At 40.9% G+C, this 11588-nt stretch carries 13 protein-coding genes; 6 read left to right on the forward strand and 7 right to left on the reverse strand.

Translation table 11 applies throughout. The features are described 5' to 3' along the window. Positions 1–264: 264 nt before the first annotated feature. Together AC51G0_RS09395 and AC51G0_RS09400 are read left to right on the forward strand one after the other, a co-directional pair. On the forward strand, positions 265–630 hold the full coding sequence (locus tag AC51G0_RS09395) for an MmcQ/YjbR family DNA-binding protein (RefSeq protein WP_496301783.1): 366 nt from the start codon (positions 265–267) through the stop codon (positions 628–630). A gap of 108 nt (positions 631–738) precedes the next feature. Continuing rightward, complete coding sequence (locus tag AC51G0_RS09400) at positions 739–1179, forward strand: PaaI family thioesterase (RefSeq protein WP_496301784.1); 441 nt, start codon at positions 739–741, stop codon at positions 1177–1179. A 176-nt stretch (positions 1180–1355) separates the two neighbouring features. On the opposite strand, the gene AC51G0_RS09405 is transcribed toward AC51G0_RS09400, so the two are convergent. Beyond that, positions 1356–1787, reverse strand: a complete 432-nt coding sequence (locus tag AC51G0_RS09405; protein ID WP_496301785.1) for a bifunctional diaminohydroxyphosphoribosylaminopyrimidine deaminase/5-amino-6-(5-phosphoribosylamino)uracil reductase RibD — start codon at positions 1785–1787, stop codon at positions 1356–1358. A gap of 197 nt (positions 1788–1984) precedes the next feature. Here AC51G0_RS09405 and AC51G0_RS09410 point away from each other — a divergent pair, with 197 nt between their 5' ends. Next, a complete protein-coding gene (locus AC51G0_RS09410) occupies positions 1985–2476 on the forward strand; it encodes a peptidylprolyl isomerase (RefSeq protein WP_496301786.1) in 492 nt (163 codons plus the stop codon). Between the two features lie 108 nt (positions 2477–2584). Here the strand turns inward: AC51G0_RS09410 and AC51G0_RS09415 are convergent, their stop codons facing one another. Continuing rightward, on the reverse strand, positions 2585–2977 hold the full coding sequence (locus tag AC51G0_RS09415; protein WP_496301787.1) for a YybH family protein: 393 nt from the start codon (positions 2975–2977) through the stop codon (positions 2585–2587). 702 nt (positions 2978–3679) lie between these two features. Between AC51G0_RS09415 and AC51G0_RS09420 the strand changes: the two genes are divergently transcribed. Beyond that, positions 3680–4012 (forward strand): hypothetical protein, encoded by a 333-nt coding sequence (locus tag AC51G0_RS09420; RefSeq protein ID WP_496301788.1) that lies wholly within the window; start codon positions 3680–3682, stop codon positions 4010–4012. Then, positions 4012–4359 carry a CAP domain-containing protein gene (locus AC51G0_RS09425; protein ID WP_496301789.1) on the forward strand — a complete coding sequence of 116 codons (348 nt, stop codon included), beginning with the start codon at positions 4012–4014 and terminating at the stop codon, positions 4357–4359. Before AC51G0_RS09420 ends, AC51G0_RS09425 begins: the two co-directional genes overlap by 1 nt. Before the next feature lie 179 nt (positions 4360–4538). On the opposite strand, the gene AC51G0_RS09430 is transcribed toward AC51G0_RS09425, so the two are convergent. Further along, positions 4539–4697, reverse strand: a complete 159-nt coding sequence (locus tag AC51G0_RS09430; protein WP_496301790.1) for a hypothetical protein — start codon at positions 4695–4697, stop codon at positions 4539–4541. A 901-nt stretch (positions 4698–5598) separates the two neighbouring features. On the opposite strand from AC51G0_RS09430, the gene AC51G0_RS09435 reads away from it, so the two are divergent. Next, positions 5599–7428 carry a methyl-accepting chemotaxis protein gene (locus tag AC51G0_RS09435; protein WP_496301791.1) on the forward strand — a complete coding sequence of 610 codons (1830 nt, stop codon included), beginning with the start codon at positions 5599–5601 and terminating at the stop codon, positions 7426–7428. A 334-nt stretch (positions 7429–7762) separates the two neighbouring features. Here AC51G0_RS09435 and AC51G0_RS09440 read toward each other — a convergent pair whose 3' ends face one another. The 4 genes from AC51G0_RS09440 to fnr all read right to left on the reverse strand — a co-directional run bounded on the left by AC51G0_RS09440 (position 7763) and on the right by fnr (position 11538). Beyond that, positions 7763–8692, reverse strand: a complete 930-nt coding sequence (locus tag AC51G0_RS09440) for a sensor domain-containing diguanylate cyclase (RefSeq protein WP_496301792.1) — start codon at positions 8690–8692, stop codon at positions 7763–7765. Positions 8693–8892: 200 nt separating this feature from the next. Next, positions 8893–9318, reverse strand: coding sequence for a hypothetical protein (locus AC51G0_RS09445; RefSeq protein ID WP_496301793.1), 426 nt, complete (start codon positions 9316–9318; stop codon positions 8893–8895). Positions 9319–9611: 293 nt separating this feature from the next. Beyond that, a complete protein-coding gene (uspE, locus tag AC51G0_RS09450) occupies positions 9612–10553 on the reverse strand; it encodes a universal stress protein UspE (protein WP_496301794.1) in 942 nt (313 codons plus the stop codon). Between the two features lie 229 nt (positions 10554–10782). Beyond that, positions 10783–11538, reverse strand: coding sequence for a fumarate/nitrate reduction transcriptional regulator Fnr (gene fnr, locus AC51G0_RS09455; RefSeq protein WP_496301795.1), 756 nt, complete (start codon positions 11536–11538; stop codon positions 10783–10785). Positions 11539–11588 lie beyond the last annotated feature (50 nt).

Raw genomic sequence — 11588 nt, forward strand, 5'->3', positions numbered from 1 at the left:
AATTCCCTTTAATCAAACATCAGAGCCAAACGTTTCATATTAATATCAAACCACTGAGATTAGCATGTAATCATGATGCTAGTTTAGACCGGAGTAGGAAGCCTGATGAGAGATTAGATGTGATCGAAGCCCCAAAGATGGAGATAATTGTGTGAGTTTTATAATGAAGCGACAGTGTTTGTCCCCAAAGCGGGGTTAAGTTAGATTATGTGATTGCCTTTTGGGCTATTGAATAGGGCGCTATGAGGTAAGAGGAGCGTTAGCATGACTTATGATGAGTATAATGAATTCTGTAATTCATTACCGGCTACTACTTATGTAGTTCAATGGAACAATTCTCATGTATGGAAAGTGGGCGGTAAAGTTTTCGCTATTGGTGGTTTGGGGCAAAATAACAGTCCGGCTTTCATCTTTAAGACATCAGATCTTAATTTTGCTTTTTTAAGTGAGCATACCGGTTATAAACCAGCACCATATTTTGCCTCTCGAGGAATGAAGTGGATACAACAATACGAGAGTTTAAAAGAAAGAGATGAAGAATTAATGTATTACCTCAAAGAGTCACATCGGATTGTGTCGTTGGGCCTTACAAAAAGAAAGCAAAAAGAGCTTGGTTTAAATCAGGGATAGCGGTGGAAATACTTGCTGCTTACTGGTCTAATGAGTAAGTAAAAACACATAACTCCAAGCTATACATTTGTCATCCAGTCTTAATAAGAAATTAAAAGGAATTAATTCATGTCGATATCAACAATGTCAGGTCTTGAAGTAATGCAAGCTATAGCTAAAGGCCAAGTTCCTCCTCCTTCTATTGCTGATACTATCCCAATGGAGGTGGTATCTGTAGAACATGGAAAAGTGGTGTTTCAGGCATCTGCAGATGAGCGCCACTTAAATCCACTGGGAGGTGTCCATGGTGGGTTTTCGGCAACGGTAATGGATTCGGTAACAGGGTGTGCTGTTCATACGGTTCTTGAGCCTGGAGTAGGGTACGGGACTGTTGATCTAAATATAAAAATGCTAAAAGCAATCCCCAAAAACAAGACCCTTGTTGCAGAAGGGAAAGTGATAAATGTTTCCAATTCTCTCGGTATCTCTGAGGGTATTCTAAAAGACACTGAGGGAAATATTTACGCTCATGCGACAGCTACTTGCATGATCTTGAGAAAAAAAACGTAGACCAGTGATCTTGGTTATTCGGCCAGCTATGAAACTGTAGCTGGCTCAAAACTGAGGCAATGTTGATGTAGCTTTTCGATATGTCCAGCAAATGGTTTGGCTATTGTTGTACAAAATTGGAATACTCAACAATAACTCCCTATCTGAACCCAATGCCAGCAGTAAGGTTATTAACTTTATGATATCACCAAGTATTGTGAGATGAATTCAGATACTTCTTTTTGACAAATACCCACATCTACCTGCACATTGGCACGACGTAATAGCTCTAAACCATTACCACTATTTCGAGGGTCGGGGTCGATAATGGCAACCACAACACGATTGAGACCTAACTGAGCTAATGTGTTTGCACAAGACGGAGTGCGACCGACAAATGAACATGGCTCAAGAGTTACATAGGCCGTAATACCACTGAAATCCCCAGAGTATTTTGAGATTGCATGCGCTTCAGCATGATGCTTACCTGGTTCTTGAGTAAAACCTTCACTAACAATGTGGCCATTTTTGACTAATACGCAGCCAACCGGAGGATTAGGTCTACATAAGGGTAAAGCTTGCTTCGATAACTCTAGTGCTCTAAGCATGAATTTTTTATCATTTGTCATCTAAAGTACTCACATTTGGGCCTTATTACGCCGCCATAAGGTAAAACTGTCGGATGAAACGCGTCACTCTTGATGCCTTTGTATAAGAACACTCACAACTATTGACTATGCCGTAAGCCAGAATTTGGCACTACAGTTTAAATCCCCGATTACGTATACTGCACCGTTCAATTAATACCATAACGGTTACTGCTAGTATGATAATTTTTACCACTAACTTAGGCGATATCACGATTGAACTGAATATGGACAAAGCGCCTGTCAGCTCAAAAAACTTTTTAAAATATTGCCAAGATGGTTTCTACGATGGTACGGTTTTTCACCGTGTAATCAAAGGTTTCATGATACAAGGTGGTGGCTATACACAAAGCATGCAAGAAAAGCCGACACGTGACGCTATTGCTAACGAAGCTAATCGTGGACTTAAAAATGTTATTGGTACTATCGCTATGGCACGTACCGATGCGCCACACTCTGCTACGGCCCAGTTTTTTATTAACTTAGATGATAATGATTTTCTTGACCACACAGCTACAACTAACTTAGGTTGGGGTTATGCAGTCTTTGGCAAGGTTACTGCTGGTATGGATGTTGTCAATGAAATTGCTAAAGTGAAGACAACCTCACAATTCGGCCATGACGATGTGCCATGTGAAGCAATCGTTGTGGAAAAAGTAACCATCAAATAATGAAATGATTGAGTGCCACTATTTATGGTGGCACTTTTGCTTATGACGCCGGGCATAAGTGTATCAAATACCCAAACCGGCAAGTGTAACCGTCACTTTATTGTACGATTATTCAGGTGCTGGCAAACTAGAATTAATGATGTCGCGATGAAGCTTCCATTGGCCAGCCTTACGTTTCCAAATGACGATGAACTTACCCTTATCCAAGACTTGTCCGCCATCTCCTTCAAGAATGTACCTACCAACTTCCGAGGCTGTATCGCCATACCCCTCAACTTCCAAGGCCTCCAACTTGACCGCTTTGACGCCTGAATCCATAAGAGCTTGAAATGTAGACTGGATAGCTTGCCTACCTTTCACAAAGTCATTATTAGGAAGTAAAAACTGCCCATCTTCCGTATAGAGATCTGCAATACCAGCAGCATCCCCCAAGCTGAAAATACGCGTAAATTCTGCGTCTGCAGCCACGATAGCATCGTAGACTTCACTAGAATTGGTCATTTCTATCTCCTAGTTGGTTCAACTTCAACACTAATGATTAATACGAATTGTAGCTCACAGACAATAATAGGGGGCACCTCGATACATACTTCTATGCTCTTAATTAATGAAGAAATAATAATAGAAGTTGGTTCACCAATTAATAGAAGGGTATTACTTGCCCCCTTATCTATTGAAGATTATAGAAACGTTGCCTGGCCACTTAGATTGAAAATGACCTTATAATATCGATGAATATGTGTTTATTGTTATATGAAACATCAGCTTATCACTATCAAAGTTAATAAATTCAGTAAGATACATTCTTTGTTGACCGAAGTTGTTTCTGGATGTGTCAAACCTTTGTCAAATTGTCCTTTTTTTGAACAGCGGCCATTGATGCATGAAATCATTATCGAGTACATTAACCGTGCTTTTATATTAGCGGCTAAAAATTCCACTAAGGAGTTTTCTTGGATCATGAAATATTTTTGAATAGTATTTAACTACTCAAATTATCGATTGATATTAAATGGATAAATACGATTAAATTGGAAGTACCCATGCGATTATTCTCATTATTATTTGTTTCTATGTTCTTGATTTCAGGATGTGGTTCTGGTGGTGACTCAGATAGTGGACAGGAGAGCGCCCCTAACACAGGAAGCGATACTTCAAATTCCGGTGATTTTATTGGAACACCATCAAATCCTAATGAGGATAGTGGCACTGAACAGGGCTCTGTTGACTCTGGTAATGGGGGCTCAGATTCAGCACCAGCTCCGTCGCCAGATCCAGCACCAACTCCGTCGCCAGATCCAGCACCAACTCCGTCGCCAGATCCAGCACCAACTCCGTCGCCAGATCCAGCACCAACTCCGTCGCCAGCTCCGTCGCCAGATCCAGCACCAGTTCCGTCGCCAGATCCAGCACCAGTTCCGTCGCCAGATCCAGCACCAGCTCCATCGCCAGATCCAGCAACAGGTCTTGAGCAGGAAATGTTGGAAGCCGTTAATGCAGCACGGGCAACTGGATATAACTGTGGAGGAACATTGATGCCAGCGGTAGCTCCACTGACTTGGGATAGCGATCTTGAGCAAGCTGCGTTTGTGCATTCTAGTAATATGGCTAACTACAACTTCTTTAGTCATACAGGCCAAGATGGATCAAGTGTAGGTGACCGAGTAACAAGCCAGGGTTATAGCTGGCGTGCAGTAGGAGAAAATATTGCAGCGGGTCAGAATGATGTGAATGCGGTAATGACAAGTTGGTTAAATAGCCCTGGCCACTGTAAAAATATTATGAGTGCCAATTTTACTCAGATGGGAGCATCATTTGTGACTAACTCAAGCGCACAGTATGGTATTTACTGGACTCAAGTATTTGCCGCTCAAAGAAATTAATCTTATTGAACGCTGCTTGTTAATCACTATTAGAATGTCTTATCAACATCACTTTCCATCACTGATTGTGGTTGTAACACATGGCTCATCGATGTAGCCCGCCCGATTCTAGGCGGGCGTTTATCACGTCGCATGAAGGGCAGGATTTTTAAAACAAAGACGGCTGAGTGTCGTCGCTATCAACGAACTAAAATGACTGATTCAGCAATGCGTTCAATGGGTTTTAACGAATCATTTATAGCTTGGTTAGCTCCAGTTGATATCAAACGAATATAATTGCCATTCTTTTCTAATACCACATATTTAATGGTCGTTTTGATTTTTAATGTAACTTTCATTTTGTAGCCATCTAATCACGAATAACTTTCAGGTCAGGAATGAATTATTTCATAATTTTGGAAACCAACTACAGAGCGTAAAAGCTGCTCTGAAAACATTTCAATATCATTAATAGATAACTTTGATAAATAATTCCCAATTAGAATGCTTGAATTTGATGCATAATCATCAGAGCCTGAAAATCTTTGTGACAAAGTAAATCCTTCCGGTTGGCTCATTGAGATAGATGTGTCAAGAATGTTCAGTAGTACAGTGTCTTCCCATGATACGGTAGGTACGAACAAGGCTATTGTCTCAAGTGCTTTTACGATTTAACTATATTATCTTTCATAAGTTATCTTGAAATCAGACTCAGCACTGCCTTAATGCGTTATTTTGTAGATGTTGGCGGATTTATACATCAGAAAAATAACACTAATACTCATAGATATCGCTATTAACGCGTTTTTTTGTGAGTGTACCTGATTGTTTTATGAGTAGCGTATTATTTCTTAATCTTTGATTGTTAAGGTTAATTTACACATTTAAAACATTGGGCGGGGTAAATTAACATGCCATATTTTTATATACAACGGAACTGTAAGTATTATTAACTATCTGGATAAAAATGTCTGTTTTATTTGTGCCTATAATTTAGACAAGGTTGATTGGCTGCACAATTACTGGTCTAACCATATGAAAAACGCTTAAAGTAATCGTTTATATGTTGGTTTTTGGATTATAAATATTGTTATTAGTTATATTGCTGGTAAATTACAATGGTGAGACTTATTGTTATTAACAGCAATGAAGAGTTGTTAATGTATTGATGCATTTTAGTGCATACTTCGTTTCCACTAACCAATGAAGTTTACTCGCTTTCATATTTGCCATTATTGAGTAGTTAAGAGTGTTTACAGGATGAAAATAAAGAACAAATTGCTTTGCCTGACGGGATTGTCGGTGCTTGCTTTGTTGTTGGTTTTAGCGGCTACAAGTCTTGCAAATCAACGTATTATGAAGATTGATAAAACAGTTTCAGATGTTCAATCATTAGAGGTTTTACTGCTTAACCTACGTCGAAATGAAAAAGATTTCTTGGCACGTTTAGACTTAAAATATCAAAAGAAATTTTTGGATAACTACTCTGCATTTGAGAATGAAGTGAAGGTTCTAAATGCTGAGCTGGATGATTTGGCTGTAAATGTACCGCAACTGAAAGACCTAATGCCCAAGATGCAAATTTATAAAACAAGCTATCTTGAGTTGATACGAGATTACCAAACTCTTGGTTTGAAGCATTCTGAGGGGCTGTATAAAACCCTGTTTGAACAAACTGATAGCTTGATTGAACGTGCCCATTATAATGATCTAAATAAAGAAAATATTTATACGCTTGCTCTCAAAGCCGAGCTTTTTGTGTTTTCAAATGACCTACAATATTTTGATGAATATCAGGGTTTGTACAATAGGCTTAGTCGTATTCGAAACTCTGGCTTTGAATCTGAACTTACTAATTTTAATCATACGCTTAATCAGATTTTTGAACAAAAAACACTCATTGGCTTCGCTCATGATAAAGGTTTGCGAGGCCAGATCCGTGCAGCATCTCATGACGTTGAGAAAATGTTTACCGAGCTAGAAATTCAGCTAGGGGGTGAACATGAAGAGGCTAAAAACCGTGTAATGACCATAATTACTGTCTCTGTTGTGATAGTGGTTATCATGTTAACTGCGCTGTCATTGCTTATCAGTAACGGTATTCAACGTAGCATCAATAACCTAAGTAACTTGATGTCAGGGATCTCTCGCAGCCATGACTTAACTCGTGTTGCCGATGATAGCGGTAAAGACGAGTTGGCTGAGATGGCATCTAATTTCAATGATTTATTGTCTAGCCTGCGCCAGCTTATCGGTAATGTTCAATCGTCGGTCACTGAATTGGGTGCTGCCTCAGAGCAATTACAACAAAGCAGCCAGGTGACAGAGGCAGCATTGACTCAACAGCAGTTAGAGACAGACTCGGTGGCAACAGCAATCACTGAGATGGGCGAGACTATCAGAGATATTGCGACCCGAACCGAAGGTGCTGCTGCTAACGCAGAGAGAAGCCATCAAGGTGCAGAAGCCGGTTTGACTGAAATAACCTCAACGAAAGAGTCTATTAGTGCTTTATCTGGTGAATTAACCAGAGCAGGTAAGGAAGTGACGAGTTTGTCAGGTTTATCAGATAACATTGGTACTGTCTTGGATGTGATCCGTGGAATTGCAGAACAAACGAACTTGCTGGCATTGAATGCGGCCATTGAAGCGGCTCGAGCGGGCGAGCAGGGCCGGGGGTTTGCGGTTGTGGCTGATGAAGTTCGAACGCTTGCTGGTCGTACTCAACAATCAACCGAAGAGATTTCATCCATCATTGCCTCGGTTCAAAAACAGACGGAGTTAGTCGTTGAACAAATTGGTCATTGCCGTCAGCAAGGAGAGCAAAGTGTTGAACAGGTCGACAATACCGCACTGAAAATTGAGCAAATTATGGGCGATGTGCAGTTGATACTGGATGATAGCACTCAGATTGCTGCAGCTGTTGAGCAACAAAGTATTGCATCAGCGGAGATTAGCCGTAACGTAACGTCAATTCGCGATATTACTGTCGATAACTCGAATGCAGTACATGAGAATTCACAGGCGGCCAGTGCTGTTGCTGGCCAAGCAAAAAACCTGGATGAAGCAATTGCCAGTTTTAGTGTTTAAAGTAATGGATTAGCGAAGCGTATCATCCTGATGATGGTATTTTCATGTAACTCGCCAAAACCTCGCCTGAAAGGCGAGGTTTTTTTATGCATGAAATTCCTTCCTTACTCTTTGTCAAGAGAAAACCAATGAGTAAAGACCTAACGATACACAATGAAGTGTCAAGCATTCGTTGGGTTGACACCATTTCAAAGTTGAATACCTATATCTATGACAGCAAGAGTGCAATGAACGCGGGCGCGTTATAAATCGGGGGGATGATCAGTGACAGGGAGCAGCTACGGCTGAGCAAAAGTCCGTGATCGAGCTGTCTAATGGGCGGACTATCGCGTCATCATTGGTCGACTTGATTAAAATGAATCTGATTCCTACCGCTTTCTTTAGCAGAGTAAAGCAGTAAGTCTGCTGCTTTTATTAGATTTTCTTCACCAGTTTCATTATTAGGGTACATTGTTGCCAGACCGATACTTGCAGTAACTATTGGCATGGTGGGTGATTTTTCATTGGGAATTTCTAATCCCCGAATCGCATCGTTTAGCTTATTGATAAGATCTAATGAGCTTTCAAGAGTGGTATTGCCGAACACTATCGAAAACTCTTCTCCACCGTATCTGGCGCATATATCGCTTGGTCGCTTAGTAAACCTCTCAAGAACAGAGCTGATGACTCTTAGGCACTCATCGCCCACCTGATGCCCATAGGTATCATTTAATAACTTGAAATGGTCTATATCAATAATAGCAAGCGTTATCGGCATTTTTTGACGCGTACAACGCTTCCATTCAGTATGTAGAAATTCATCAAAATACCTACGATTGGGTATGCTAGTAAGACCATCAAAGCGAGATAGGTTTAATACCTTCTCTTCAGTAAGTCTCCGCTCAGTAATATTTTGATGTGATATGACGTAATAGTGATCATTCTCACTCTCTGATATAAAAGATGTGACTCTCATAATGAACCATCTTTTTTCTTCAAGACTATGACACGGGTACTCAAAGAAAAATAACTCTTGTTCAGCGTTTATTACTTTTCTTATGCCTTCTGCTACTTTTAGACCAAATTCATCACCACTCACCGCGCTTTCATCACATACTTTCAGATAATTGATGCCTTCCCAACGATTAATTAAGCAGTTGTTGCTCTTACCAAATTCAATCCAACGGCTATTGACAAATTGTATGTTTCCCTCCTTATCTATTACGGCTATATGTTCCGTAACTGTATTAAGAACTGATGCCAAAAAGTCATGCGAACCAATCATTAAAAAAGCCCTCCTGGCACATTATGATGCAAAATGACAATCACCATCTTGAATGTTAGATAATGATATTGTTATATGCAATGAAATGTAACTGGTGTTATCAATCTAGAAGGAGAGGTGTTTCTGTACCGCCTGGTCAATAATGAATGCTTTGGTGGATGATAGACAAAGGCTCGCCAATTAATGACGAGCCTTACTGTTTAAAGTCGGCCCTCAAGCTCTAATTGCAAAGTCTTAAGAATGTAAAACTCTTCTTCTGTACAGCAACGAACTATTGGTACCCATTGGTCTCCTGACTCATCTGTTGCCCGGAACTCAGCTCGAAACTCATACCTTCTATACGTTAAAAGTACAAAAGGCAGGCTGATGAAAAAAACCAAAAAACCGGCCGGGGGGACAAAAGCCCAGGTAGCTGCCGAAAGCACCAAAGCTAGCGATAAGCTCCTTACCAGGTTGTCCTTGAGGCTCAGCTGTCTTAACTCTATCTGCTTGATTTTTCGTAAGCTATAACTATCTTTCCTGACTTTCAGCTTAGATGACGTTATCTCAAAATCTTCAGCCACATACGGCTTACGAAACCGGATAATATTCATCAGTGTTCGTCTGTTTAGGTCGCTTCTTTTCACTATACTCTCTCCATCTAGTTAAAGGCGTTTAAAAACTAATCTAATCATGGAGTTATGGACGAACACTAGAATATATAATACTTGTGAATTTGAAAGTCTATAGTGATAGCTCATGCTTATAAGCTTACAAGGCCAATTTGACGACAAAAATAAGATTGCAATAATGAACCTATCAGGTTGCCAAATTCATTTTGCCATCACTTAAAGAGAACCACGAAACTTATTTAGCATTGAAATAGATAGAAAGTAAAAAGCCTCCGTCACGGAGGCTTCTTGCTATTTATCAGGCTAACTTACTCAAGCCGTGGGCTCAGTGGGCTGACGTAACCTTCAGGTTTCAAGGCCAGTAAATCACAGTTCAAACTGTCGATGGTATGCTCTGCCGTATTGCCAATGAAGACAGCAGAAAGACCAGTGCGGCCTGTTGTGCCTAAAATGACGAGTTCTGCATCTAGCTCTTCGGCTATTTGCGGTATGACATCTTCTGGCAAGCCTTCGATGACATGGGTTTGCTCTTCAGGCAGGCCATGCTTATGGCGCAACGCCTTCATTGAGGTAAGGTGGTGTCCTCTAACGGCATCTGAGTATGAGGCAGGGTCAAATTCAGGAAGCTCGATAGTAATATTGACGGGTGTAGCAGGGTAGGCGTTGACAAGGTTAACTTCTGCACCGAGTATTTCTGCCACAGTTAACGCTTCAGACACAATGGCATCATTGAGTTGGTCATGGGTTTCGCTATCTGCTGCCAGGTTAACGCTGGCGATAATCTTCCCGTTCTCCGGCCAGCTGTGTTCTTTTACCATCAAGACCGGACAAGGGCACTTCCGCAGTAGGTGCCAATCGGTAGGCGTGAAAATCACTGAACCAATTTTATCGTGGTCATGAGTTGCTTTGATCAGCAGATCATGATGATTGCTGAACACATCCGCAATAATGGCCTCATAAGGTCGATTATGCCAGACTACAGTGATCTCAATGTGAAAACCGTCATCGACATATGGGCGGATAATATCTTTTAACCATTCTTCTCTCTGCGCTACAACACCTTTACGCATGGCTTGCCGCTCATCGGCCGATAGCATGGATGTCATTTCGTAAGAGAAATCATAAATGGCGAGAAATAGGGTGATTTTAATATCTTGCGACCTTTTGGCGAGATCGACAGCGCGAGACAATGCTGGCTGGTGATCCTGAGCCGGATCGGCAACAACGAGAATATTATTGTACTTGGTCATAATTGCCCCCTTACACAAACCGTGTTGGCATCAAAACCAGTCTCAGATCCCTGAACAAAGGAATACTGTCTATTGCCCTGAATACCATTTAAAGCAAATAGATAAATCAGATTGGCCTAATTAACTGTAACGTATAGGAAGAATTATGGGGAGCTCAGAAAGGGGATAAATATAAAAAAAGTGATATGGCTCATAGCTCATATCACTTTCTTTGCAATAAATAAAACACTTAGGCAGCGTTGTTTTTGCTTACGCCGGCAAGACGGGCTAACTCATCATGGTCAAGAATGGTGATGTACTTACCTTTTACACTAAGCATTTCCGATTTTTGAAAACGTCCTAGCAGGCGACTAATCGTCTCTACGGTCAGACCTAGGTAGTTACCAATATCACCACGAGTCATTGTTAGACGGAATTCACGAGGTGAGAAGCCACGCTGAGAGAAACGAAGTGATAAGTTATAAAGGAAGGCCGCCAGGCGCTCTTCTGCATTCTTTTTCGAAAGCAGTAGGATCATTTCCTGATCACCTTTAATTTCATTACTCATCAGACGCATGATTTGCTGACGAAGTTTTGGCATTTTCCCTGACAAGTCATCAAGAATCTCAAATGGAATTTCGCATACCATTGAAGTTTCAAGCGACTGAGCAAAGCTAGGGTGCATCATCTCGTTGATGGCATCAAAACCAACCAAATCACCCGCTAAGTGGAAAGCTGTGATCTGCTCATCACCTTGTTCTGTGATGGTGTAGCTCTTGATGGTGCCAGAACGAATTGCATAGAGTGATTTCAGCTCATCACCCGCCTTAAAAAGCTCTTGTCCTTTTTGGATTGGCTTTTTGCGCTCAATAATTTGATCTAGCTGATCGAGCTCAGACTCATTCAATGTAAATGGAATACACAACTGACTAATACTGCAATCCTGGCAGTGGATTGCACATCCACCTGACTGGATACGTTTGGTTGTAAGTTTGTCTGAAATCATAAGCCTGTCTAACCAATTTGATGTAGGTCAATATTTTAACATATTATGAA

This window comes from Photobacterium sp. HL06 (assembly GCF_059552575.1).

Bases quoted from the DNA above. Each gene is read 5' to 3' on its own strand.
- AC51G0_RS09430 (WP_496301790.1), bottom strand. From the start codon at position 4,697: ATGAAAGTTACATTAAAAATCAAAACGACCATTAAATATGTGGTATTA.
- AC51G0_RS09400 (WP_496301784.1), top strand. From the start codon at position 739: ATGTCGATATCAACAATGTCAGGTCTTGAAGTAATGCAAGCTATAGCT.
- AC51G0_RS09410 (WP_496301786.1), top strand. From the start codon at position 1,985: ATGATAATTTTTACCACTAACTTAGGCGATATCACGATTGAACTGAAT.
- AC51G0_RS09425 (WP_496301789.1), top strand. From the start codon at position 4,012: ATGCCAGCGGTAGCTCCACTGACTTGGGATAGCGATCTTGAGCAAGCT.
- AC51G0_RS09405 (WP_496301785.1), bottom strand. From the start codon at position 1,787: ATGACAAATGATAAAAAATTCATGCTTAGAGCACTAGAGTTATCGAAG.
- AC51G0_RS09440 (WP_496301792.1), bottom strand. From the start codon at position 8,692: ATGATTGGTTCGCATGACTTTTTGGCATCAGTTCTTAATACAGTTACG.
- uspE (WP_496301794.1), bottom strand. From the start codon at position 10,553: ATGACCAAGTACAATAATATTCTCGTTGTTGCCGATCCGGCTCAGGAT.
- AC51G0_RS09415 (WP_496301787.1), bottom strand. From the start codon at position 2,977: ATGACCAATTCTAGTGAAGTCTACGATGCTATCGTGGCTGCAGACGCA.
- AC51G0_RS09435 (WP_496301791.1), top strand. From the start codon at position 5,599: ATGAAAATAAAGAACAAATTGCTTTGCCTGACGGGATTGTCGGTGCTT.
- AC51G0_RS09395 (WP_496301783.1), top strand. From the start codon at position 265: ATGACTTATGATGAGTATAATGAATTCTGTAATTCATTACCGGCTACT.
- fnr (WP_496301795.1), bottom strand. From the start codon at position 11,538: ATGATTTCAGACAAACTTACAACCAAACGTATCCAGTCAGGTGGATGT.